Consider the following 23,345-nt stretch of genomic DNA (forward strand, 5'->3'; position numbering starts at 1 on the left):
GAGGCCGCCATGCCTGACGACGCCGCCAGCCGCAGCGAGGCGGAGGCGCGCACGGTCAAGCGCGCCCAGCCCAAGACGGTCGATCAGGCCACGCTGGACCAGTACTGGGTGCGGCCGGCGCCGCAGGATCCGAGGCTCACGCAATGGGTCCACGGCGTCGACCAGGACGATCAGCCCATCGAGACGCCGGTGGTGATCGAGCGCCCGCTGACGATCTTCCTCAACGACCAGGAAATCGTCACGGCGATGACGGTCAACGACTACCCGGAATACCTCGCCGTCGGCTTTCTCTTGAACCAGAACATGCTGCGCCCCGACGACGTGCTGGAGGGCGTGGACTACGACGACGAGCTGGAGGTGGTGGTCGTGCGCACCCAGCGCGCGACGAACTACGAGGAAAAGCTGAAGAAGAAGACGCGCACCTCCGGCTGCGCCCAGGGCACCGTCTTCGGCGACATCATGGAGAGCTTCGAGTCCATCGCGCTGCCGACGAACACGGAGATCCGCACCTCCTGGCTCTACGAGTTGACGAAGACGATCAACGCCACGCCCAGCCTCTACCTGGAAGCCGGGGCCATCCACGGCTGCGTGCTGTGCAAGGAGAACCGGCCGCTGCTCTACATGGAGGACGTCGGCCGCCACAACGCCGTCGACAAGATCGCCGGCTACATGTTCCGGCACGGGATTTCCGCGGGCGACAAAACCTTCTACACCACGGGGCGGCTGACCTCGGAAATGGTGATCAAGACGGTGCAGATGGGCATTCCCGTGCTGATGTCGCGCTCCGGCTTCACCGCCTGGGGCGTTGAGCTGGCGCGCCAAGCCGACCTGACGCTGATCGGGCGCGCCAAGGGCAAGCGCTTCATGGCGCTGGCGGGCGAGCACCGAATCGTGCGCGACGCCGACCCGTCGCAGGTGAGCGAGGAAGACCCCAAGCACCAGCGCAAGGCGGGGCGCGGCGATGGCTGAACGGCTGGACAAGGTCTGCGGCGTGCTGCTGGCGGGCGGCAAGTCGCGGCGCATGGGGGGCGGCGACAAGGCCCTGCGCGAGCTCAACGGCCAAACGCTGCTGGCCCGCATCCGCGACCGCGCGGCGCCGCAGGTGGACCGCCTCGTCATCAACGCCAACGGCGATCCGGCGCGCTTCGACGGCTACGGCCTGCCGGTGACGCCGGACGTGGTCGAGGGCTACGCCGGCCCGCTCGCGGGCGTGCTGACGGGCATGGAATGGGCGGCAGCGAACGCGCCCGACTGCCGCTGGATCGCCACCTTCGCCTGCGACGCGCCCTTCTTCCCGCCGGACATCGTGGACCGCCTGCTGCGCGCGGTGGACCGCGAGGACGCGGACCTCGCCTGCGCCGCCAGCCAGGGCCGCAGCCACCCCGTGTTCGGGCTGTGGCCGGTGCGCCTGCGCGACGACCTGCGTGCGGCCGTGGTGGACGAAGAGATCCGCAAGGTGGACGTCTGGACCGCCCGCCACCGCCTGACGACCGTGGACTTCCCCCTTATCGACACACCCACCGGCCCCCTCGACCCCTTTTTCAACACCAACCACCCCGACGATCTGGCCGAAGCGGAGCGGGTGTTGGGCGATAAATAAGATTGACGCTACGAGCGCATCTTTGTTTTCCATACCCAAAAGATCCAGAAGCGGTTTCTAAAGGGCTGACAACATGAGTGACTATAACTTATCAAAGCTTTCATCATTAGACTTCGAGGAGTTGATCCTTGATCTTCTGAAAGCAGAATGGAGTGTGCGAATCGAATCCTTTACGTCCGGAAAAGACAAAGGAATCGATCTTCGCCATACTTCTCTAAAAGGTGGTTCCGTAATCGTTCAATGTAAGCACTACGAGAGATCTGGATATAAACGGCTATTGAACAATTTGATTGAAAACGAGTATAAGAAAATAAAAGCATTGAATCCAGAGCAATATATAGTGGTTACGTCTGTACCGCTAACCCCGCATAAGAAGGACGAGATTAAGGAATCGTTAGAGCCGTACGTACAATCTCCCCAAGATATATACGGACGAGACGAGATAGAGGCGCTGATCCGGCAAAACCCGGACGTGGAAAAGAAGCATTATAAACTTTGGCTAACGAGCACAGCAGTCTTAGAGAATATAGTTCACGCGGCAGAGAGCTTCAACATAAGTTCTGAAATTGAGCGAATACAGGAAAAGTTACCGGTCTTGGTCCAAACTGACGCGTACGGCCGTGCGCTCACAAAGCTTGAAGAAAATAATGTTGTTGTTGTTACCGGTGCGCCTGGAATTGGCAAAAGTACTTTGGCCGATATGCTTATATTAAGTCATATACAAATGAATTATGAGCCTATTATTGTAGAATCTGATATAAAGGAGGCTAAAAATATGTATAAGAAAGACAAAAGACAAGTTATATATTTTGATGATTTTTTAGGAAGAACATTTTTGGGCGAACGAAAAGAGTATCTTGGAAAAAATGAAGACCAGTCTGTTTCACGATTTATTGATATAGTACAAAGAAGCTCTAATAAGCGTTTTATACTTACGAGCCGAGAGCATATTTTTCGAGATGCACTTGGCATTTCGGACCGATTCGCGCATATTAATTTGTCAAAGCGGAAATGTGTAATTACATTGGATGATTATGATCGATGGCATAAAGGAAAAATGTTGTTTAATCATTTATATTTCAGTTCTGTGCCACCGCAGTTTCTAGAAGAAATAATGCGAGACAATTTTTTCTTGGAAATTATCGATCATCCAAATTTCAATCCTCGTGTGATTGAGTGGCTATCAAACTATGAGGAGGCGCATGCTGTAGGCCTGAAAAATTATCAATCTCATATTAAAAATTTAATGGATTATCCCGAGAGGATATGGAACCATGCGTTTGACCATCAAATTGATGATGCATCGCGTAATATTCTTTTCACCCTTTACACCTTGGATTCGACAGCATCACTCGAACATTTAGAACATGCGTTCATAAGTTTGCATAAATATTGTCGAGAGCAATACAACTGTAGTTGGAGGAAAAATGATTTTTCGTCTGGAATAAAAAAAATAGAAGGGTCGTTCACAAAAACAGGAAAAAAGGAGGTCTCGTTTATTAATCCGTCGGTAGAAGACTTTATTGAATACCGATTAGTCGAGAATACGGGAAATATTGATGATATTATTAAATCGTGTGTTGCTACGAAACAGTTGAGAGTTTTATGGAATTTAAGGAAAAAATACAATGGAGCCCGTATTGTAGAAAAGTTTAGGGAAAAGAAGTCCGATGTGTCCAAGAAGCTAGTAGAAGTTATAAATGAAAGTCCGATTAAAATAGAGCAAAAAGATGGTAGTGTTTTGTCTAGTGTCGTGGATGACGATGCAGAAGATAAGATTGGATTCCTGAAAGGATTAACAAGAGAGGTCAGCCTTAATAATATTGATAAAATTGTAGAACTTTTAGTAGAGCGGGTATTGAAAGAAATTAATTACTGGACGCATTTTCAGTATGTTCTAGTGGATTGTACAAGTCTTATGGATGAAATAGGTTATATTGAGAGCGATAGAATTGTAGATGCAAAGGAACGAATAACAAGTGCGATTGAAGATAATTTAAACGAAACGAGTGCAGGAGATTGGGAGATCGTTCTTGAAGGTGATTATATGAATGTGATCGAGCGTTATATTGGAGAAGAAGTTGTTTATAGTGCTGTCGAACATTACGTTCGTGAAGGTGCGGTTGAAGAGATTAGGTTATGTGATGATGAAAATGCTCTTGTAGAATTGGGGGAGCAACTTGATAGGCTAGAAAAACGATATGGATTGGGCCTGACTGAGAGTATTGAAACTTTAAATGAGAAGCTAGCCGAGATGGAATCTGGCGAGCAAGAGCTGAATGAAGGTGGTTTGCGAAGTAGGCAATTGCGAGAGCCGGAAAAGGTGAGTGACGAAGAGTTGGTGGAACTGTTTCGAGGGTTGTGGGAATAATCGCAGCTACAAGCGCGTGATCAGGTAAGGGGGGAAGGGCTGATATTCGCGGCTTCCGCCAGGTCCTGCTGCGACCAGTCGAGAAAGCCGCGTGCCGCCCGGCATTGGTCGCGGCGGATCATGTGGTCGTCGTATGTGTTTGGGCGTCGCCGGTTTGGGCGGCGGCGCGACAGACGCACGGCGTATCGCCGTTCCTGAACGTGAGTCCCGCCTGCTCGAACGCCGCCCGGATCGCGTTGAGGTTGTTGCTGATCGGGTCGCGGCGGCCTTTCTCGAAATCGCGGACGGTGGAGAGGCTCACGTTCGCGGCGTCCGCCAGATCCTGCTGCGACCAGTCGAGAAAGCCGCGTGCCGCCCGGCATTGGTCCCTGCGCAACATGCGCGGAGATTGGCGTCGCCGCTGTGGACCGTCAATCTCAATGCCTTTCGTTGACATTAGCGACAAATGAATTAGTGTGAGGCCAACGAAAAACGTTTTCAGGGGAGGGCCATGAGTGAAGCGAGCGAGCGTGCCGGGTCCGCGAATCGTGATCGGACGGGACAGGGCGACGCCGACGAATCCCACACCGTGCTCACGGCGCTGGAGAACGAGATCGTCGAATTGCGCGGGATCGCGGAGGCCGTGGCGGTGTTGGCGCGCGAGGTGGACGAGCGCGCGGCGCAGGCGGCGATGCACGACCGCGCTTCGGCGGCCGGGGAGGCGCCGTGTAAGGGCTTGATCTGGGCCGTGCGCGCGTTGCAGGCGCGCGTGGCGGCGCTGGATGCCCGCATCGCCGGGGCGTAGGGACTGGCCGGCCGACCACATCGCCGTCTCGACGCACGGCATCCCGTCGCGCGATCATTCCCGCGGAAAGGCTCGGTTCCAGGCGAGGGGAGGCATCATGACCGTGACGACCGGCCGCTGTCTGTGCGGCGACGTTCGCTACGAATGCAGCGGCGAGCCTCTGTGGGCGGCGCACTGCCACTGCGAAAGCTGCCGGCGGTTTCATTCGGCGCCCTTCATCAGCGCCTTCGGCGTCGCGCGCGATCAGGTGCGCTTCTCCGGTGAGGCCGTGCGCGTCTACGAGTCCTCGCCGGGCGTGCGGCGGTCCTTCTGTCCCCGTTGCGGCAGTCCCATGAGCTACGAGCGGGACACCGCCCCGGATGAGATCGCCCTCTTCGCGGCCACGCTGGACCATCCCGAACGCTTCCAGCCGCAGGAACACGTCCTCGCCGACGAGCAGCTTCCCTGGGTCCATCTCGCCGACGGCCTGCCGCGTGATTCCGGCGACCCGGAGAGTTAGCGCCCGGCGCGTTCAGGATTCCGATTCCCGCCACCCGACGACCGAGGTGCCGCGCTGTTCGATCCCGCCGCCGCATCGCCGCACACGCTGCTGCTGACGCTCGCCGGCGGGGTCGCCCTGCTGGTGTGGGCGGCGCGCATGGTGCGCACGGCCGTCCTGCGCGCCTTCGGCAGCGAGATGCGCAGCCTGCTCGCCGGGGCAAGCCGCTCGCGCCTGGGCGTGTTCGGCGTCGGCCTGGGCGTCACGGCGCTTTTGCAGAGTTCGGCCGCGACGGCGCTGCTGCTGACGGGCTTTGCCGGGCGCGGGATGATCGGCGTCGCCCCGGCGCTGGCGGCCATGCTGGGCGCCGACATCGGCTCCACGCTGATCGTGCAGGTGCTGTCCTTCGACATCGCGGTGATCGCGCCCGGACTCATCCTGTTCGGCGTGCTGATCTTCATGCCCTCGGGCGCGACACGATGGCGGCAGAGCGGGCGCATCCTGCTCGGCCTGGGGCTGATGCTCCTGGCACTGGAGTTGATCGGCGCCGCGACCGCGCCGCTGGCTGGCAGCGACACCCTGGCCGCCGTGATCGCGCCGCTGGCCGCGGACCCCGTGTTCGCCGTGGTGCTGGGGGCGCTGGTCGCCTGGGGGGCGCATTCCAGCGTCGCCATCGTGCTGGTCATCATGTCCATGGCCGCCTCGGGGGCGATCGCGCCGCCGCTGGCCTTCGCCCTCGTGCTCGGTGCGAACGTGGGCTCCGGCCTGATCCCGATCCCCCTGACGCTCGGCGAGCGCGCGCCCGCGCGGCGCATTCCCATCGGCAACCTGCTGGTGCGCACGCTGGGCGCGGTGGCGGTGCTGCCGCTGGTACAGCTGGCGGCCCCGCATCTCGCCGCCCTGGGCGGTGAGCCGGCGCGGCTGGTCGCCAACTTCCACACCGGCTTCAATCTCGTGCTTGCGGCCGTGGCGCTGCCGCTGGTGGGCGGCGTGGCGCGGCTGACCGCGTACGCTGTGCGCGGGCGGCGGCACGGCGACGAAACCGATCCGGGGCGCCCCCGCTACCTGGACGACAGCGCGGTGGACACCCCGGCCGTCGCCATCGCCTGCGCCACGCGGGAGGTCATGCGGTTGGCCGATCTGGTCGAGGGGATGCTGCGCGACAGCCTGCGCGTGGTGCGCGAGGACGACGCCAAGCTGATGTCCGACATTGTCGCCCGCGACGATTCCGTCGATCGCCTGTTCGACGCCATCAAGCTCTACATCACGCGCATCACGCACGAGGGCACGCCCGACAGCGGCGAAAGCGAGCGCTGCACCGAGCTGCTGACCTTCGCCATCAACCTGGAGCACATCGGCGACATCGTGGAAACGAACCTCATGGATCTGGCTTACAAGAAGATGCACCACGGGCTGCACTTCTCCGATGCCGGCTGGGCCGAGGTTCAGCGCATCCATCAGCGCGTGGTCGCCAACATGGGCCTCGCGATTAACGTCTTCGTGTCCCGCGACGTGGCGAGCGCCCGCCAGCTGGTGAACGAAAAGGCGCACCTGCGGGAACTAGAGCGCGCGGCCTCCGACGCGCACGTGAACCGGTTGCGCGAGGGCAAGCCGGAAAGCGTGGAGAGCAGCGGCCTGCACCTCGACGTCCTGCGCGATCTGAAGCGCATCAACAGCCACATCACCGCCACGGCCTACCCGCTGCTGGAAGCCGCCGGGGAGCTGCGCGAAACCCGCCTGCGCGAGCGCTCGGGCGCGCCGCGCGCGGCATCGTGATGGGCCCGGCGGATGCGTTGGCCGCGGTCAGCGGGTAGCTTGGACCGCGTGGTCAAAACGAGAGAGCAGGGGAGGCGCGGCATGGCCGTGAACGCGCTTGTTTTCGACGCCTACGGCACACTCTACGACACGCAATCGGTCGCGGCGCTGACGGAAGAAACCTTTCCAGGCCGCGGCGAGCTGATCACCGCCGTGTGGCGGCAGAAGCAGCTCGAATACACCTGGCTGCGCAGCCTGATGGGCGAGTTCCGCGACTTCTGGTCGGTCACGCGGGAATCGCTGGAATATACCCTGGACGCGGCGGGCGTCGCCTACACGGCGGATCAGGTGGCGACGATCCTGAACCAGTATCTGGAGCTGGCGCCGTTTCCCGAGGCGTTCGAGGCGTTGAAGGCGCTGAAGGACGCGGGCTACCGCCTGGCGATCCTGTCGAACGGCGAACAGCGCAGCCTGGACACCCTGGTGCGCCACACCGGCTTCGACACCGTGCTGGACGACGTGATCACGGTGGACGGCGTGCAGCGCTACAAGCCCGACCCGGCGGTGTACGAGCTGGTGCGCTCGCGCCTGGGCGTGGCGCTGGACGAGGCGCTGTTCGTCTCCGCCAACGCCTTCGACGCCTGCTCGGCCAAGGCGAACGGGTTGCAGGTGGCGTGGATCGAGCGCGTGCCCGCCGCGGCGCTTCACAAGGAGTTGGCGGGGCAGGCGACCACGCCGCCCTCGACGGTGTTCAAGATGCTGCGCATGCAGATGGAAAAGTTCGGCGGCGCGCCGGATCACCGCCTGAGCAGCCTGAGCGAGCTGCGCGAGATCGTGGGATAATACCAGCACGCTTATGAACTCGGTTGCGCCAGGACCGGACACTTATTCGTGTTCAGGTGTGTGGACGCCCGCAACGGTGTGCGGGCGTGACGCGGCGGGAAAATCCGCACCATCACGTCATGGCCGTTCCGAGCCTGCCACCGGAGCCCGATCCGGTGGTAACGGCCCATGTGCCCGGACTTGATCCGGGTAATCCACGCCTTGTTTCTGAAAAGCTGTCCGGTCCTGGCGCACCTGATTTTGTCGGCTCGGTCGTATAATCGCCGCGCGTTCGGATGTCCGTCACGCCAGGGCGTTGCCGGCCATCACCCCCACCCGGCGGCCTGTCGGCCGCCGACCTCCCCCTCTTCCGCCGAAGAGGGGGAGGCGCAGCGCGTGATAGACGGCTCCAGGGATGATCTTCGGTCGTGAGTGACCCATTCATATCCGCGTGACGCCGACGTCGAATGACACAGGGTTCCAAGAATCATTCTTGGTCGTGAGAGCCCCCACCCATCTGCCATTTGACGCTGGTGTCAAATGACAGATGGGATAAAACGGCCTCCCGTTTTATTCGGCGGCGACCTCCATGGGCATGCGCTCGATTTTGGCGGCGCAATACTTGAACTCGGGGATCTTGCCGTAGGGGTCGATCTGCGGGTTGGTGAGGACGTTGGCCGCGGCTTCCGCGTAGCAGAAGGGGATGAAGACCATGTTGGAGGGCACGTCGCGGTCGGCGCGCACCTTGATCTCGATCGTGCCGCGGCGGGTGGTGACCCGCAGATAGTCGCCCATCTGGATGCCCTGCTTGCGCATCTCGCGCGGGTGCATCATGCACACCGCCTCGGGCTCGATGCGGTCGAGGACATCGGACCGCCGGGTCATGGCGCCGGTGTGCCAATGCTCCAGCTGCCGGCCCGTGGACAGGATCATGGGGTACTCGTCGTCCGGCATCTCGTCCGGCGGGACGATGTCCACCGGGCGGACCGTGCCGCGCCCGTCGGAGGTGTAGAAGGCCTCGTCGAAGATGACGAGATTGCCGTGGGACTTCGGGTCGTCGCACGGGTAGGCGACGGCGCCCTCGCGTTCCAGACGTTCCCAGGTGATGTTCGTCAACGAGGGCATCACCTGTTCCATCTCGTTGAAGACGTCGCGCGGATGCGTGTAATTCCAGTCCATCCCGATGCGGTTGGCGATCTCCTGCACCAGCGCCCAGTCCTGTCGGGCCTGACCCGGGGTGGAGATGGCGGCGCGGCCGATCTGCACCTGACGGTTGGAGTTGGTGTAGGTGCCGTCCTTCTCCTGCTGCGAACTGGCGGGCAGGATCACGTCGGCCTGGTACGCCGTTTCGGTCAGGAAGATTTCCTGAACGACGAGGTGTTCCAGATCGGCGAGGGCCTCGCGGGCGTGGCTCTGGTGCGGATCGGACATGGCCGGGTTCTCGCCCATGATGTACATGCCCTTGATCCGGCCCTCGTGGATGGCGTTGACGATCTCCACGACCGTCAGACCGGCCTGGCCGTCCAGCTCGGCGCCCCAGAAGTCCTCGTAGTAGTCCTTGAAGTCGCTGTTCGTGACGGGCTTGTAGTCCGGGTAGACCATGGGGATGAGGCCGACGTCCGAGGCGCCCTGGACGTTGTTCTGCCCGCGCAGGGGATGCAGGCCCGTGCCGGGCCGGCCCATGTGGCCGGTCACGAGCGAGAGGTTGATGAGCGAGCGTGCGTTGTCCGTGCCATGGACGTGCTGGCTGATGCCCATGCCCCAGAAGATGATGGAGGCCTGCGCGGTGGCGTAGGTGCGCGCGATGTCGCGGATGGTTTCCGCGGACACGCCCACGTGGTCGGCCATCTTCTCGGGCGGGAATTCCTTGGCCTTCTCGCGCAGCTCCTCGACGCCGTTGACGTGCGCCTGGATGTACTGCGTGTCCTCCAGCCCTTCCTCGAAGATGACGTGGAGCATGGCGTTCAGCAGGGCGACGTCCGTGCCCGGCTGGAACTGCACGTTGGCGTAGGCGTAGCGGCCGAGCTGCTCATTGTAGCGCGGGTCCATGACAATGAGCTTGGTGCCCTTCTTGGCCGCCTGCTTCATGTAGCTGGACGCGACCGGGTGGTTCTCGTTCGGCCGCGCGCCGATGACGATCATGCACTCGGCCTTTTCGGCGTCGGTGAAGGGGGCCGTCACCGCGCCAGTGCCCAGGTTCTCGATCATCGCCGCCACCGAGGAGGCGTGGCACAGCCGCGTGCAGTGGTCGACGTTGTTGGTACCGAAGCCGGCGCGCACGAGCTTCTGGAAGAGGTATGCCTCCTCGTTCGTGCCCTTGGCCGAGCCGAAGCCGGCCAGCGCGCCGCCGCCGTCGCGGTCGCGGATGGTCTTGAGGCCGTTCGCCGCCTTGTCCAGCGCCTCTTCCCAGCTGGCCTCGCGGAAGTGCGTCCACGGGTTGTCAGGATCGACCTGGACGTCGGCGCCCTTGGGCGCGTCCTCGCGTCGGATCATGGGCACGGTGAGGCGCTGCGGGCTGCGCGAGTAGTCCGTGCCATAGCGGCCTTTCACGCACAGGCGGTTCTGGTTCGCCGGGCCGTTGCGGCCTTCCACGTAGAGGATGGAGTCGTCCTTGACGTGGTAGGTGACCTCGCAGCCCACCCCGCAGTACGGGCAGACGCTGTCGACGGACTCCTCGGCGTAGTTCTCGCGGACGGTTTTGCTTTCGTCCATCAGGCTGGCGGACATGAGCGCGCCCGTCGGGCACGCCTGCACACACTCGCCGCAGGCCACGCAGGTGGACTCGCCCATGGGATCGTCGAAGTCGAAGACGACCTTGGCGTCGTGGCCGCGGTAGGCCATGCCGATGACGTCGTTGACCTGGACCTCGCGGCAAGCACGCACGCACAGGTTGCACTGGATACAGGCGTCCAGGTTGACCGCCATCGCCGGGTGGCTCGGGTCCGCCTGCCAGCCGCCGCGCGCGTCGAAGCGGCTGCCGGACACGCCCAGGGTGTCAGCGTACTGCCACAGCTTCGACGAGGGATCGGGATGCTGCTCCCGTTCCGGCTGGTCGGAAAGCAGCAGCTCGAACACCATTTCCTGCGACTTGCGGACGCGCTCGGTGTCGAGCTTGACCTTCATGCCTTCCTTGGGCTCGCGCCAGCACGAGGGCTGGAGCGCGCCTTCGCCCTCGATCTCCACCATGCAGGCGCGGCAATTGCCGTCGGGCCGATAGCCCGGCTCGGGGCGATGGCAGAGGTGGGGGATGTCGTAGCCCGCGCGCTCGGCGGCGGTCCAGATCGTCTCGCCGGGCTCCGCGACGATCTCGCGGCCGTCGAGTTCGAAGCGCACCCGATCGCTCATCGAACGTCCTCCGGGAAGAACTTGAAGACGCAGTCCACGGGGTTCGGGGCGGCCTGGCCGAGGCCGCAGATGGACGCGTCGTGCATGACGGTGGAGAGATCGCCCAGCTTGTCGCGGCTCCACTCGCCGCGCTCCATGAGCTTGCGCGATTTCTCGGTGCCGCAGCGGCAGGGCGTGCACTGGCCGCAGCTCTCGTCCTCGAAGAAGCGCATGAGGTTGAGCGCGGCGGCCTTCACGTCGTCGCGGTCGGAGAGCACGACGATGGCGCCCGAGCCCAGGAAGCAGCCGTATTCCTCCAGCGTGCCCTTATCCAGCGGGATGTCGGCCATGCTCTCGGGCAGGATGCCGCCGGACGCGCCGCCGGGCAGGTAGGCCTTGAGCTGCTGGCCGTCCTGCATGCCGCCGCAGTATTCCTCGACCAGCTCGCGGACGGTGATGCCGATGGGCGCGAGCTTCACGCCGGGGTCCTTCACGCGCCCGGAGACGGAGAAGAGGCGCAGCCCCTGGCGGCCGTGCCGGCCGTGGCCGGCGTACCAGTCCGCCCCCTGCTCCAGGATGTCGCGGACCCAGTACATCGTCTCCACGTTGTTGGTGAGCGTGGGCTTGCCCCACAGCCCGACCTCGGCGGCGAACGGCGGCTTGTGCCGGGGCAGGCCGCGCTTGCCCTCGATGCTTTCCAGCATCGCGGACTCCTCGCCGCAGATGTAGGCGCCTGCGCCGCGGCGCAGGTAGACGGCGCAGGTGCCGTTCAGCCCCTCGGCGACGGCGCGCTCGATCGCCCGCTCCATGATCTCGTAGCACTGCGGGTACTCGTCGCGCAGGTAGATGTAGCAGGCGCTCGCGTCGGTGGCCCAGCAGCCGATCAGCACGCCTTCCAGGAAGCGGTGCGGATCGCGCTCCATCACCCAGCGGTCCTTGAAGGTGCCGGGCTCGCCCTCGTCGGCGTTGATGGCGACATAGCGCGGGTAGGTCTGCTTGCGCACGATGCCCCACTTCATGCCCGTGGGGAAGCCGGCGCCGCCGAGCCCGCGCAGCTTGGAATCCGACAAGGCCTGGACGACGTCGTCGGGAGCGCGCTGGCCGTTCAGGCACTCGCGCAGGACGGTGTAGCCGCCGCCGGCGACGTAGTCGTCGAAATCGATGTGCTCGGGAACCTCGGGCTCCTGCTCGCCGCTTTCGGCGGCTCGGGCGAGCGTCTGCACGTCGCACCGGTCGACGAAGCGGTGGCCCACCTCGGCGACGGGCGCGGTGTCGCAGCGGCCCACGCAGGGCGCGCGCACCACGCGCACGTGCTCACCGACCTCGCGGGGCAGCAGGTTCAGGATCTCGTGCGCGCCCTCCATCTCGCAGGCGATGCCGTCGCACACGCGGATGGTGAGCGGCGGCGGCGCGGGCTCGCCGTCCTCGATGACGTCGAAGTGGGCATAGAAGGTCGCGACCTCGTAGGCCACGGCCATGGGCAGGCGCATCTCTTCCGCCAGGGCGTGCAGGTGGCGGTAGTGGATGCAGCCGTAGGTGTCCTGGATAAGGTGCAGGTGCTCGATGAGCATGTCGCCCTGCCGCGAGCGGTCGCCCAGCAGCTCGCGGATTTCGTCCTGCGCCTCGGGCGGCAGCTGGCGCCCCTTGGGCGTGTTGCGGGTCTTGCCCTTGCCGCCCGGATGGATCAGGCGCTCAAAGGGGCGCTTGTCGCCCGCCTGACCACTGCCGTTCGTGGTGGGTGTGGCGTTGCCATCGGCCATGTCTGGCTTTCCCGTCCCTTCCCCTAGCATGTCGTGGCGGCCGCCGCTGGGCCCGCCGTCTTGTTGTGTGTGCACGCGGCGCGCCGGCCCGGCGTCAGGGCTCGCGCTCGTCGTCCACGGGCTGGAGGCGCGCGTGCGTCACATCGACCAGATGCTTGCCGTCGTGCTCGAAGTTAACCGTCACGCGGTTGCCGATCACCGACTGGATCTGCCCGACACCCCACTCGGGGGCGTCCGGATTCCGAACCAGCATACCCGGCGCCAGATGGTCCGTCATCCGCTTCCATCCCGTTGCCTGCGGCACGTGCGCGGCGGAGAGGCGGGGCTGCCCACCGGCCATCCCGTGGTGATTCCCCCCCCCCCCCGTTTGCCGGGTCGCCAGCAGTCTAGGCGGGCGTCCGGCGCGAGGATCAGCCCCAAACCGACATCGCCGGGGGTTGAAGCGACACCACAGCCCCGAGAAAGTTGGGGACATTGTGTCCCACCCACCGAGCCGGAGCCGTCATGAGCGTTCCGATCGATCTGCGCGTCGCGGAGCTGCTGGCATCGCGGCTGTGTCACGATCTCGTCGGCCCCGTCGGCGCGGTCAACAACGGCATGGAGCTGCTGGCCGACGACCCGGACGGCGACGACATGGCGGATGCGGTGTCCCTGGCCCAGACCTCGGCGCGCCGCGCCGCCGATGTTTTGCAGTTCTACCGCGCCGCCTACGGCCGGGCGGGCGACGAGATGGACGGCCAGCCGGGCCGCGTGGCGGACGTTGGCGAGCCCTTCGCCACCCTCCACAAGTGCCGCGCCGAATGGGATCTGCAGGGCCTGCGCCGGGCCCCCGTCGCCGGCAGCGCCAAGCTGGTGCTGAACATGCTCGCGCTGGGCGTGGAACTGCTGCCGCGCGGGGGCAGGGTCACCGCCGCGGCCGAGCCCGGCGAAACGCTGGTGGTCCGCGTCACCGCACGCGGGCAGGGGGCGGCGCTACGGGGCGAGGCGCGTGCGGCCCTGGACACGGATGCCGACCCCGCGAGCCTCTCGCCCCGCGCCGTGCACGCCCACTTTACGGCCGTGCTGGCCCACCGCGCCGGCGGGCGGCTGACGGTGGACGAAGGCGTCGACGAGATCGGCCTGGCCGCTGCGCTCCCGGCAGCGGGCGTGACGCCCATCGACTGAAGGCGGCAAACCAACTAATGCGAGTGATTTGCATTTGCATCCGATGCGCGGTGCGGCTAGGCTCCGCCGTGTCGTGCGCGGCCCGCACCCGCCGATCGGGTCGACCCGCCCGCCGCACTGCCCCGGGAGCGGGTGCGCACGCACCGATCTCTCCCGTCTCTGTCACGGCCCCGTCGCCACGTGCGGCGGGGCCTTTTTTCATGGGCGACGCTGGTTTGCATGGGCGGGACAGGGTTCTCCACGGCCCACCGGCGGCGTTGACGGCTTGCAAGTGCAAATCATTTGCATTATTGGGGGTGGTGGATGCACTCTTGGCGCCACGGGGAGGACACAGCCATGGCGACGCGCGCTTTCCGGACGGTCCTGGCCACGGCCGCGCTGGCGCTTTCCACGAGCGCGGTGGCGGCGGCCGATGGGGCGGTGAACATCTATTCCGCCCGCCACTATCCCCAGGACGAAAAGCTGTTCAGCGAGTTCACCGAGCGCACGGGAATCGAGGTGAACACGCTCTCGGGCGGCAGCGACGCACTGATCCAGCGCATCAAGACCGAGGGCCGCAACACGCCGGCCGACGTGCTGGTGACCGTGGATGCCGGACGCCTCTGGCGTGCCGAGCAGGCGGGCATCCTGTCCAACGTCAACTCGGAGCGCCTCTCCGAGCGTCTGCCGGCCAGCGTGCGCCATCCCGAGGGCGCGTGGTTCGGCTTTTCCCGCCGGATGCGGCTGATCTTCTACAGCAAGGAGCACTACGACGCGCCGCCCGTGACCACTTACGAAGGGCTGGCCGACGACAAGCTGGCCGGCGAGGTCTGCATCCGTTCCAGCGGCAACGTCTACAACCAGTCCCTTCTGGCGAGCCTGATTGCCCACCACGGCGCGGAGAAGGCCGAAACCTGGGCCGCCGGCGTGGTCGACAACTTCGCGCGCGAGCCCCAGGGCGGCGACACCGACCAGATCGCGGGCGTGGCCGCCGGGGTGTGTGGCGTGGCCGTCGCCAACCACTACTACTACCTGCGCATGCTGGAGAAGAATCCGGATCTCGCCGAGAAGGTCGGGGTGATCTTCCCCAACCAGGACGGCCGGGGCGTGCACGCCAACGTCTCGGGCGCGGCCGTCGTCAAGCACGGCCCCAACCGCCAGAACGCCGTCCGCTTTCTGGCGTTCCTGGCCTCGGATTTCGCCCAGCGCTACTTCCCGGCCGGCAACAACGAGTACCCCGTCGTCGCCGACGCCGGCATCACCGAGGATCTGGAAGCCTTCAAGGAGCTGGGCTCGGTGAAGATCGACGACGTCAACGTGGCGCTCTACGGCGAACACCAGCCGCAGGCGCAGAAGATCTTTGACCGTGTCGGCTGGAAGTGAGCCCCGTCCATCCTGCCTCGACGCAGAACCCCGCGCCGGTTCGCCCGGCGCGGGGTTTTTCGTGCGCGCGTCAGGCGCCGGGCCGTGAACGGGCGATCGTCTTGGACAGGATGATCACCGGCAGGATGCCGACGGCCACGATCGTCAGCGCCGGGGTCGCCGCCTCGGTCAGGCGCTCGTCGGAGGCCAGGTTGAAGGCCTGAACGGCAAGGGTATCGTAGTTGAAAGGCCGCAGCACCAGCGTTGCCGGCAGTTCCTTGAGCACGTCCACGAACACCAGCAGTCCCGCTGTCAGCATGGAGCCGGACACCAGCGGCGCGTGCACGCGCAGCAGCGTGCTCGTCGGCCCGTGCCCCAGGGTGCGCGCCGCGTCTTCCATGGTCGGGCGGACGCGCGCGAGGCTCGCTTCCATGGTGTTGAGCGCCACGGCCAGGAAGCGCACGAGGTAGGCGAACACCAGCGCCGCGATCGTCCCCGTCAGCAGCAGGCCGGTGGAGACGCCCAGGTTGGCGCGCAGCCACGCGTCCACCGCGTTCTCCGCGGCGGTGAAGGGCACGAGCACGCCGATGGCGATGACCGTCCCCGGCACGGCGTAGCCCAGCCCCGCCACGCGGTTCGCCAGCAGGCTGGCGCGGCCCGGCCGCAGCCGGCGGCCGTAGACCATCACGGTCGCCAGCACCACCGCCAGCACCGCCGTCACCGCCGCCAGGGAAAAGGAATTCCCGGCCATCTCCAGGAAGTTCAGGGAATAGGAGCGCTGTGCCGCAGTGATCGCCATGCCCAGCAGGATGCCTGCAGGCAGGAGGAAGCCCGCCAAGATGGGCAGCGCGCACGCCAGCGTGGCCAGCGCCTGCTTCCCGGGCGACAGCGTCGTGCGTGGCAGCCGGCGGTAGCGCGCGGAGGTGTGGTGGTAGCGCGCCCGCCCGCGGCTCAGGCGCTCCAGCAGCAGCACGGCGAACACCACGGCCAGCAGCAGGGCCGCGAGCTGCGAGGCCGCGACCGGATCGCCGAACGACGACCACACACGCACGATGCCGGTGGTGAAGGTCTGCACACCGAAGTAGCTCACCGTGCCGAAGTCCGACAGCGCCTCCATCAGCACGAGGGCGGTGCCGCCCGCGATCGACGGCCGCGCCAGCGGCAGCGCCACGCGCAGGAAGTTGCGCCACGGCCCGTAGCCCAGCGTGCGCCCCACCTCCAGCGCGCACACCGACTGCTCCAGGAAGGAGGCGCGCGCCAGCAGGTAGACGTAGGGGTAGAGCACGAAGGTCATCATGGCGATGGCCCCCGGCAGCGAGCGCACCTGCGGGAACCACATCGCCCCGGCTTCCAGCTCGAACAGTGTGCGCAGCGCCGTCTGCACCGGCCCCGTGACCTGGAGGAAGTCGGTGTAGGCGTAGGCCATGACGTAGGCGGGCACCGCGAGCGGCAGGATCAGCGCCCACTCGAAGATCGGCCGGCCGGGGAAGCGGTACATCGTCACCAGCCACGCCGTGAGCGTGCCGATCACGGGCGCGCCGATCCCCACGCCCAGCACCAGCCACAGCGTGTTCAACAGATAGCGCGGCAGCACCGTCTGAACGAGGTGGCCCCAGACCTCGGAGTCCGTGGGCAGCACGAGCTGGGCGACCACCGTGATCACCGGGATGCTCAGCACCGCCGCGATCAGCACGGACGCCCAGCCCAGCACGGCCGTCGCCCGGCTGCCGCGCGAGCGCCCGCCGCGCCGCTGCGGAACCTGCGAAAGGTCGGCCGGCTCGCCCGCGGCCCAGGAGCTGTCGAAGGTGCTTTCGGTCATGCGCGCCTGCCGTTCGTGTCGGGCCGACTCTTAAAGTTGGAAACGCCGTCTGTGAATGCAAATGGCTCGCAATTTCGTCTGGCAGCGGCGCGCGGTCGCAACCCCATGCATCGCCTCGGCCGGAGCGCGTCAGCGGGCCGCGAAATCAACGGAGTTTTAATCGAAGCGTGTCAGGCTGATTGGCGAGCGACCATTGCGCCGGGCGGGACGCCTGCGGCTGGCGCAGGACCAAGCCACGATCGAGGGCATCGATGGACGACCTGCTCAGCGAGTTCCTGACGGAAACGAACGAAAGCCTTCAGGTCCTCGACACGGAGATCGTGACCCTGGAGCAGAATCCGAACAATCCGGATCTGCTGCACAACATTTTCCGTGTCATGCACACCATCAAGGGGACTTGCGGGTTCCTGGGGCTCCCGCGGCTTGAGGCGGTGGCGCACTCGGGCGAAACTGTCCTGGGCAAGGTTCGCGACGGCGAGCTGGAGATCAACCAGGACCGCGTTTCCATCGTCCTGGAATGTCTCGACCGCATTCGCGACATCGTCGGCGCGCTCGAGGAAAACGGCGAAGAGCCGGAAGGCGACGACACCGAGCTGATCAATCGGCTCAACGCCCTGATCGAGAAGGCGGAAGCCGGGGATACCGGCGACAGCGGCGGCGAGGCGGCCGCCGGCGGCGAAGCCGAGGCGGAGTCCGGCGCCGGCGCGGAAGAGGACGACATGGCGGCGGCCATGGCCGCCATGGAGGCCGAAGACTCGAGCGAAGCCGAGGCCGAGTCCGACGCCGCGGAATCCGGGGATGCCGGTCAGGGCGGCGAGGGTGACGCGCCCGCCGGGGACTCGGAGAGCCAGCCGGAAAGCAGCGGGCCACCCGCGCCGGCGTCGCAGACCCAGCCAGCAACCACGAGCGAGAGCCAGCCCCCGGCGGCCAGCAGCGGTGGCGGCGGCCAGGGCGGCGGCAGCGGCCAAGGCGGCGGCAAGTCCGGCGGTGACAGTGGCCGTCAGGGCGGCGGCGGTGGCGGCGGCCACAGCGGCCCGCAGTCGATCCGCGTCAGCGTCGACCTGCTGGAAAGCCTCATGACCACGGTTTCGGAGCTGGTGCTCAACCGCAACCAGCTTCTGCAGATCCTGCGCCAGTACAACGAAAGCGAGTTCGCCGCGCCGCTGCAGCGGCTCAATCACGTCGTGTCCGAGCTGCAGGAAGGCGTCATGAAGACGCGCATGCAGCCGATCGACAACGCATGGTCGAAGCTGCCGCGCATCGTGCGCGACCTTTCCGCCGATCTGGGCAAGAAGATCGAGCTGAAGAAGAAGGGTGAGGACACCGAGCTCGACCGTCAGGTGCTCGAGCTGATCAAGGATCCGCTCACCCACATGGTGCGCAACTCCTGCGACCACGGCCTGGAAACGCCGGACGAGCGCCGCGAGGCGGGCAAGCCCGAGGTCGGCACGATCGCCCTCAACGCCTACCACGAGGGCGGTCACATCATCATCGAGATCGCCGACGACGGAAAGGGGCTCGACCCGGAGAAGATCAAGGACAAGGCCATCCGCAACGGCCTCACGACCGAGGCCGACTGCGCCAACCTGACCGAGCAGCAGATCCTTCAGTTCATCTTCAAGCCGGGCTTCTCCACCGCAGCGGCGGTCACGGCCGTGTCCGGCCGTGGCGTCGGCATGGACGTCGTGCGCAACAACATCGAGGAAATCGGCGGCACCATCGAGCTGTCCTCGAAGCTGGGGCGCGGCAGCAAGTTCACGGTGAAGATCCCGCTGACCCTGGCGATCGCCTCGGCGCTGATCGTGGAATGCGGCGGCGAGCGCTTTGCCATCCCGCAGCTTTCCGTGAAGGAGCTGGTGCGCGCCAAGGGCGACAGCGAGAAGTCCATCGAACGCATCAAGGACACGCCGGTGCTGCGCCTGCGCGACCGGCTGCTGCCGCTGATCAACCTGCGCCAATTGCTGCGCCTCGACGGCGAGGACCAGCAGCCGCAGCTGGAATCCCCCGCCGGCGCGGGCCAGGAAACGGCGACACAGAGTGGCGATCCTCAGAGCGAGGAGCGCGACGGTTTCATCGTCGTCAGCCAGGTGGGGACCTACCACTTCGGCATCATCGTGGATCAGGTCTACGACACCGAGGAAATCGTGGTGAAGCCGGTTGCCCGCATCCTGCGCAACATTCCGCTGTTCTCGGGCAACACCATCCTGGGCGACGGCCGCGTCGTCATGATCCTGGACCCGAACGGCATCGCCCAGGCGAGTGGCGAGATCACCGTCTCCGAAGGCCAGGACATGGGCGAGGAGGAGCGTGCCGTCAGCGAGGACGAGGCCGTGTCCATGCTGATCTTCCGTGCCGTGGACGACGCGCCCAAGGCCGTCCCGCTCGGCCTCGTGTCGCGCCTGGAGGAAATCGACCTGGAGAACGTCGAGGTCTCCAACGGCCAGCGCGTGATCCAGTACCGCGGGAAGCTGATGCCGCTGATCCTGATGGACGGCGCCAAGGGCCTGGAAAGCCAGGGCAAGCAGCCCGTGCTGGTCTTCACCGACCAGAACCGTTCCATGGGTCTGGTCGTGGACGAGATCGTCGACATCGTTCAGGAGAGCATGAATATCGAGCTGAGCGGCGAGCGGGCCGGATTCCTGGGCAGCGCGGTCATCGCCGGCAAGGCCACGGACATCATCGATACCGGCTACTACCTGACCAAGGCCTATCCGGACTGGTTCCGCGGCGAGGAGCGCCGTGGCCAGAGCCGGCGGGGCCTGGGACGGCGGGTGCTGTTCGTCGACGACAGCCCCTTCTTCCGCAACATGCTCGTGCCTGTGCTGGATACAGCCGGCTACGACGTCACCTCGGCGGAAAGCGCCGAGCGCGCCCTGGAGCTGCACAACGAAGGCCGGATGTACGACGTCATCATCTCGGATATCGAGATGTCCGGCATGAGCGGGTACGAGTTCGCCGAGTACGTGCAGAACCAGACGGACTGGGCCAGCACGCCCATGATCGCGCTGTCCTCCTACGCCGAGCCGCAGGACATGGAGCGCGGCCGCGCCGCGGGCTTCCGCGACTATGTGGCCAAGTTCGACCGCGAGACCTTGCTTGATACGCTGCGCGAGATTCTGAACGAGGAAAAGCTACCTCAGCGGGGGGCCGCATGACCGAGGCAGGCGACGACACGAACGCGGCGGCCGGGTCCGAGCACACGGCGCTGGCGCGCGTGCACAACTCGGAAAACGCCACGGACTACGTCACCTTCACGATCGCCGACCAGCTTTTCGGCATCCCGGTGAAGCAGGTGCAGGACGTGCTCTCCGGCGGCACGATCACGCGGATACCGTTGGCGCCCAAGGAAATCGCCGGCGTGCTCAACCTGCGCGGGCGCATCGTGACGGCCATCGACGTGCGCCTGCGCCTGGGGCTGCCCCCGCGCGAGCGCCGCAGCGATGACATGTCGCTCGTGGTGGACCACGGCGGGGAACTCTACAGCCTGATGGTGGACGATGTCGGGGACGTGTACAGCATCGATCCGACCACGTTCGACCGGAATCCGCCCACGCTGGATCAGAAGATCCGCGAGTTCTCGGCCGGTATCTACCGGCGCAACGAGAAACTCATGGTCGTGCTGGATGTGGAACGGCTGCTCGATTACGAGGTATCGCAGGCCGCTTAGCCCGGGTGTCCGATGAAACGAGTCTTGGTTGTCGACGACTCCCAGGTCGTCCGCTCCGTCGCCCGCAAGATCCTCGAAGGCCTTGAGTTCGAGATCTGGGAGGCGAGCGACGGGCAGGAGGCCCTTGAGATCTGCCAGCGCGGGCTGCCGGACGCTGTCCTGCTCGACTGGAACATGCCGGTCATGTCGGGTATCGAGTTTCTCCGCGCCCTGCGTCAAATGGATGGCGGTGACGGGCCGATCGTCGTGTTCTGCACGACGGAAACGGACATGCAGCACATTCAGGAAGCCCTGGGCGCGGGTGCGAACGAATACATCATGAAGCCGTTCGACAGCGACGTCGTCCAATCGAAATTCGAACAGGTGGGATTGCTCTGAGATGAGCCGGTCGACACGCGGCGAGGCACGCGGCGGCGCCGCGGGCAACGACCCTTATCGTGTTATGGTCGTGGACGACTCCGCCGTCGTTCGCGGCATGACCACGCGCTTTCTGGAGCGCGACAACGATATCCAGATCGTCTCGTCCGTCGGCGACGGCCAGCGCGCCATCAGTCAACTGGATCGCCACGCGCCCGTCGACGTGGTCGTGCTCGACATCGAAATGCCCGTGATGGACGGGCTGACGGCGCTGCCGAAGCTGCTGGAAAAGCAGGGCGACGTTCAGGTTCTCGTCTCCTCCACGCTGACGAAGTCCAATGCCGACATCTCGCTGAAGGCGCTGCGCGCGGGCGCCGCGGATTACGTCACCAAGCCGGGGAACAGCGGCCTGCACACGGCCGACGAGTTCCAGGAGGAGTTGCGCAGCAAGGTCAAGACGCTGGGGGCCGCGCGCCGCCGCAGCGCGGGCGGCGGCAAGGCCGGCGGCGCGAGCGCGCGCGAGCGCCCGGGACCGGCCACAGACCGAGCGTCGGTCGGGTCGAGCACGGCCGCGCGCACCGGCCGGGACAAGCCCGCGAGCGCGCCGGCCGCCAGCGCCGCGCCGGCCACGGTGCAGAAGCGCGCCGCCAGCAACCAGACACCCGAGGTGATCGCGATCGGCTCGTCGACGGGCGGGCCGCAGGCGCTGTTCCAGGTGCTGACGGAGTTGGGGCCGGTGCGCCAGCCGATTCTGGTCACGCAGCACATGCCCAAGACCTTCACGGCGCTGCTGGCCGATCACATCAAGCGGCAGACGAAGCTGGACGCGATCGAGGTTGCCGGGGGCGAGTCCCTCGTCGGCGGGCGCGTGCACGTCGCGCCGGGCGGCTCGCACATGGTCGTGGAGCGCGGCAGTGACGGCCTGCACCTGAAACTCTCCGACGACCCGCCGGAAAACTTCTGCAAGCCTTCGGTGGACCCGATGCTGCGCAGTCTGGCGACCGTCTTCGGCGGGCGGCTCCTCACCGTGATCCTCACCGGCATGGGACACGACGGCTACTACGGCTGCCAGACGGTCGTGCAGGCCGGCGGCCAAGTCATCGCGCAGGACGAGGAAAGCTCGGTTGTGTGGGGCATGCCGGGCGCAGTGGCAAAGGCTGGGCTGTGTTCGGCTGTGCTCCCCCTCGGGGAGATCGCCGATCACATGCGCAAGATCGCGATGAGGTCGGCCGCATGAACCCCGAAGAGTTCAGCCGTCTCGCCGAGTTGCTGAAGGACCGCACGGGCATCGTGCTCGGCCGGGACAAGGAGTACCTGGCGGAAAGCCGCTTGGCGCCGGTCGCCCGCAGCTGGGGATTCAACAGTCCCACCGACTTGGTGCGCGCGCTGGTCCGCCGAACGGGGAGCGGGGCGAGCCAGGAACTGCTCTCGGCGGTGGTCGAGGCCATGACCACCAACGAGTCCTTCTTCTTCCGCGACCAGACGCCCTTCGACCAGTTCCGCGACGTCATGTTGCCCAACCTGATGAAGGCGCGGGCCGATACGCGCCGCATCCGCATCTGGTCGGCAGCGTGCTCCAGCGGCCAGGAGCCGTATTCGCTCGCCATGGCGATCCGAGAGCTGGGGGCGAAGGTGAGCGGCTGGCGCTTCGACATCCTGGCCACGGACCTGTCGAAGCAGATCATGAACCGGGCGCAGGACGGCGTTTACACCCAGTTCGAGGTGCAGCGCGGCCTGCCCATCCAGTACCTCGCCAAGTACTTCGAGCAGGAAGGCGACCGCTGGCGGATCAAGCGCGACATCCGCGACATGGTGACCTTCCGCGCGCACAACCTCTTGGACAGCGCCCGGCCGCTCGGCAAGTTCGACATCGTCTTCTGCCGCAACGTCCTCATCTACTTCAACCAGGACACCAAGCGGCAGGTGCTGGACAACATCTCGGAAGTCTTGGCATCGGACGGCTATCTGACGTTGGGCGGCGCCGAGACGGTGCTGGGCCTGACCGACAAATTCCAGGCCGTCTCCGGCTATCGCGGGCTTTTCGCGCCCACGTCAGCGCAGAAGAAAGCCGCGGCGCCGGGGCGGTAAGCGCAAGCGCGCGAC

General features: G+C 65.3%; 19 protein-coding genes. 14 read left to right on the plus strand and 5 right to left on the minus strand.

Annotated features, from left to right (window positions below; genetic code table 11):
* Window positions 1–9 precede the first annotated feature (9 nt).
* The 3 genes from BLQ43_RS02175 (at window position 10) to BLQ43_RS02185 (ending at window position 3,971) form a co-directional block, all read left to right on the plus strand.
* Window positions 10–969, plus strand: coding sequence for a formate dehydrogenase accessory sulfurtransferase FdhD (locus BLQ43_RS02175; RefSeq protein ID WP_090018465.1), 960 nt, complete (start codon window positions 10–12; stop codon window positions 967–969).
* Complete coding sequence (mobA, locus tag BLQ43_RS02180; protein ID WP_090018466.1) at window positions 962–1,600, plus strand: molybdenum cofactor guanylyltransferase MobA; 639 nt, start codon at window positions 962–964, stop codon at window positions 1,598–1,600. The genes BLQ43_RS02175 and mobA overlap by 8 nt, the downstream gene beginning before the upstream one ends.
* A 73-nt stretch (window positions 1,601–1,673) precedes the next feature.
* Complete coding sequence (locus BLQ43_RS02185) at window positions 1,674–3,971, plus strand: nSTAND3 domain-containing NTPase (RefSeq protein ID WP_090018650.1); 2,298 nt, start codon at window positions 1,674–1,676, stop codon at window positions 3,969–3,971.
* A 118-nt stretch (window positions 3,972–4,089) separates the two neighbouring features.
* On the opposite strand, the gene BLQ43_RS02190 is transcribed toward BLQ43_RS02185, so the two are convergent.
* Entirely contained in the window at window positions 4,090–4,350 is a 261-nt protein-coding gene (locus tag BLQ43_RS02190; RefSeq protein WP_090018467.1) for a helix-turn-helix domain-containing protein, read from the minus strand.
* A gap of 111 nt (window positions 4,351–4,461) precedes the next feature.
* Between BLQ43_RS02190 and BLQ43_RS02195 the strand changes: the two genes are divergently transcribed.
* The 4 genes from BLQ43_RS02195 (at window position 4,462) to BLQ43_RS02210 (ending at window position 7,831) form a co-directional block, all read left to right on the plus strand.
* Window positions 4,462–4,755, plus strand: a complete 294-nt coding sequence (locus tag BLQ43_RS02195; RefSeq protein WP_090018468.1) for a hypothetical protein — start codon at window positions 4,462–4,464, stop codon at window positions 4,753–4,755.
* A 97-nt stretch (window positions 4,756–4,852) separates the two neighbouring features.
* Entirely contained in the window at window positions 4,853–5,254 is a 402-nt protein-coding gene (locus BLQ43_RS02200) for a GFA family protein (RefSeq protein WP_176758472.1), read from the plus strand.
* A gap of 123 nt (window positions 5,255–5,377) precedes the next feature.
* A complete protein-coding gene (locus BLQ43_RS02205) occupies window positions 5,378–7,009 on the plus strand; it encodes a Na/Pi cotransporter family protein (protein ID WP_281217553.1) in 1,632 nt (543 codons plus the stop codon).
* Window positions 7,010–7,090: 81 nt separating this feature from the next.
* A complete protein-coding gene (locus tag BLQ43_RS02210; protein WP_090018471.1) occupies window positions 7,091–7,831 on the plus strand; it encodes a haloacid dehalogenase type II in 741 nt (246 codons plus the stop codon).
* Between the two features lie 549 nt (window positions 7,832–8,380).
* On the opposite strand, the gene fdhF is transcribed toward BLQ43_RS02210, so the two are convergent.
* The 3 genes from fdhF to BLQ43_RS02225 form a co-directional block, all read right to left on the minus strand.
* Window positions 8,381–11,155: a formate dehydrogenase subunit alpha gene (gene fdhF, locus BLQ43_RS02215; protein WP_090018472.1), complete on the minus strand. Its 2,775-nt coding sequence runs from the start codon at window positions 11,153–11,155 to the stop codon at window positions 8,381–8,383.
* Window positions 11,152–12,894: an NAD(P)H-dependent oxidoreductase subunit E gene (locus tag BLQ43_RS02220; protein ID WP_090018473.1), complete on the minus strand. Its 1,743-nt coding sequence runs from the start codon at window positions 12,892–12,894 to the stop codon at window positions 11,152–11,154. Before BLQ43_RS02220 ends, fdhF begins: the two co-directional genes overlap by 4 nt.
* Window positions 12,895–12,988: 94 nt before the next feature.
* Window positions 12,989–13,171, minus strand: a complete 183-nt coding sequence (locus BLQ43_RS02225; RefSeq protein ID WP_090018474.1) for a DUF3553 domain-containing protein — start codon at window positions 13,169–13,171, stop codon at window positions 12,989–12,991.
* A gap of 227 nt (window positions 13,172–13,398) precedes the next feature.
* Between BLQ43_RS02225 and BLQ43_RS02230 the strand changes: the two genes are divergently transcribed.
* Both BLQ43_RS02230 and BLQ43_RS02235 read left to right on the plus strand, forming a co-directional pair.
* The gene (locus BLQ43_RS02230) at window positions 13,399–14,058 is read left to right on the plus strand and encodes a histidine phosphotransferase family protein (RefSeq protein ID WP_090018475.1); all 660 of its coding nucleotides are present in this window, start codon (window positions 13,399–13,401) and stop codon (window positions 14,056–14,058) included.
* A gap of 336 nt (window positions 14,059–14,394) precedes the next feature.
* Complete coding sequence (locus tag BLQ43_RS02235) at window positions 14,395–15,420, plus strand: extracellular solute-binding protein (RefSeq protein WP_090018476.1); 1,026 nt, start codon at window positions 14,395–14,397, stop codon at window positions 15,418–15,420.
* A 70-nt stretch (window positions 15,421–15,490) separates the two neighbouring features.
* Here the strand turns inward: BLQ43_RS02235 and BLQ43_RS02240 are convergent, their stop codons facing one another.
* A complete protein-coding gene (locus tag BLQ43_RS02240) occupies window positions 15,491–17,218 on the minus strand; it encodes an ABC transporter permease (protein WP_090018477.1) in 1,728 nt (575 codons plus the stop codon).
* Between the two features lie 251 nt (window positions 17,219–17,469).
* Here BLQ43_RS02240 and BLQ43_RS02245 point away from each other — a divergent pair, with 251 nt between their 5' ends.
* From BLQ43_RS02245 to BLQ43_RS02265, 5 genes are read left to right on the plus strand one after another with little or no spacing between them, the layout of a single operon-like run.
* Window positions 17,470–20,373 (plus strand): hybrid sensor histidine kinase/response regulator, encoded by a 2,904-nt coding sequence (locus tag BLQ43_RS02245; RefSeq protein ID WP_090018478.1) that lies wholly within the window; start codon window positions 17,470–17,472, stop codon window positions 20,371–20,373.
* On the plus strand, window positions 20,370–20,885 hold the full coding sequence (locus BLQ43_RS02250; protein WP_090018479.1) for a chemotaxis protein CheW: 516 nt from the start codon (window positions 20,370–20,372) through the stop codon (window positions 20,883–20,885). The genes BLQ43_RS02245 and BLQ43_RS02250 overlap by 4 nt, the downstream gene beginning before the upstream one ends.
* A gap of 12 nt (window positions 20,886–20,897) precedes the next feature.
* Window positions 20,898–21,263, plus strand: a complete 366-nt coding sequence (locus BLQ43_RS02255; RefSeq protein WP_090018480.1) for a response regulator — start codon at window positions 20,898–20,900, stop codon at window positions 21,261–21,263.
* A 1-nt stretch (window position 21,264) separates the two neighbouring features.
* Window positions 21,265–22,479 carry a protein-glutamate methylesterase/protein-glutamine glutaminase gene (locus BLQ43_RS02260; protein WP_218119089.1) on the plus strand — a complete coding sequence of 405 codons (1,215 nt, stop codon included), beginning with the start codon at window positions 21,265–21,267 and terminating at the stop codon, window positions 22,477–22,479.
* The gene (locus BLQ43_RS02265; protein WP_090018481.1) at window positions 22,476–23,330 is read left to right on the plus strand and encodes a CheR family methyltransferase; all 855 of its coding nucleotides are present in this window, start codon (window positions 22,476–22,478) and stop codon (window positions 23,328–23,330) included. Before BLQ43_RS02260 ends, BLQ43_RS02265 begins: the two co-directional genes overlap by 4 nt.
* Window positions 23,331–23,345 lie beyond the last annotated feature (15 nt).

The sequence above is a fragment of the Limimonas halophila genome, assembly GCF_900100655.1.
Taxonomy (GTDB): Bacteria; Pseudomonadota; Alphaproteobacteria; order Kiloniellales; family Rhodovibrionaceae; genus Limimonas; species Limimonas halophila.

Excerpts from the sequence above, each read along its gene's own strand:
- BLQ43_RS02185 (WP_090018650.1), top strand. The coding sequence starts at position 1,674 with ATGAGTGACTATAACTTATCAAAGCTTTCATCATTAGACTTCGAGGAG.
- BLQ43_RS02175 (WP_090018465.1), top strand. The coding sequence starts at position 10 with ATGCCTGACGACGCCGCCAGCCGCAGCGAGGCGGAGGCGCGCACGGTC.
- mobA (WP_090018466.1), top strand. The coding sequence starts at position 962 with ATGGCTGAACGGCTGGACAAGGTCTGCGGCGTGCTGCTGGCGGGCGGC.
- BLQ43_RS02210 (WP_090018471.1), top strand. The coding sequence starts at position 7,091 with ATGGCCGTGAACGCGCTTGTTTTCGACGCCTACGGCACACTCTACGAC.
- BLQ43_RS02260 (WP_218119089.1), top strand. The coding sequence starts at position 21,265 with ATGAGCCGGTCGACACGCGGCGAGGCACGCGGCGGCGCCGCGGGCAAC.
- BLQ43_RS02245 (WP_090018478.1), top strand. The coding sequence starts at position 17,470 with ATGGACGACCTGCTCAGCGAGTTCCTGACGGAAACGAACGAAAGCCTT.
- fdhF (WP_090018472.1), bottom strand. The coding sequence starts at position 11,155 with ATGAGCGATCGGGTGCGCTTCGAACTCGACGGCCGCGAGATCGTCGCG.
- BLQ43_RS02250 (WP_090018479.1), top strand. The coding sequence starts at position 20,370 with ATGACCGAGGCAGGCGACGACACGAACGCGGCGGCCGGGTCCGAGCAC.
- BLQ43_RS02240 (WP_090018477.1), bottom strand. The coding sequence starts at position 17,218 with ATGACCGAAAGCACCTTCGACAGCTCCTGGGCCGCGGGCGAGCCGGCC.
- BLQ43_RS02255 (WP_090018480.1), top strand. The coding sequence starts at position 20,898 with ATGAAACGAGTCTTGGTTGTCGACGACTCCCAGGTCGTCCGCTCCGTC.
- BLQ43_RS02195 (WP_090018468.1), top strand. The coding sequence starts at position 4,462 with ATGAGTGAAGCGAGCGAGCGTGCCGGGTCCGCGAATCGTGATCGGACG.
- BLQ43_RS02225 (WP_090018474.1), bottom strand. The coding sequence starts at position 13,171 with ATGACGGACCATCTGGCGCCGGGTATGCTGGTTCGGAATCCGGACGCC.
- BLQ43_RS02190 (WP_090018467.1), bottom strand. The coding sequence starts at position 4,350 with ATGTTGCGCAGGGACCAATGCCGGGCGGCACGCGGCTTTCTCGACTGG.
- BLQ43_RS02220 (WP_090018473.1), bottom strand. The coding sequence starts at position 12,894 with ATGGCCGATGGCAACGCCACACCCACCACGAACGGCAGTGGTCAGGCG.
- BLQ43_RS02235 (WP_090018476.1), top strand. The coding sequence starts at position 14,395 with ATGGCGACGCGCGCTTTCCGGACGGTCCTGGCCACGGCCGCGCTGGCG.
- BLQ43_RS02230 (WP_090018475.1), top strand. The coding sequence starts at position 13,399 with ATGAGCGTTCCGATCGATCTGCGCGTCGCGGAGCTGCTGGCATCGCGG.
- BLQ43_RS02265 (WP_090018481.1), top strand. The coding sequence starts at position 22,476 with ATGAACCCCGAAGAGTTCAGCCGTCTCGCCGAGTTGCTGAAGGACCGC.
- BLQ43_RS02200 (WP_176758472.1), top strand. The coding sequence starts at position 4,853 with ATGACCGTGACGACCGGCCGCTGTCTGTGCGGCGACGTTCGCTACGAA.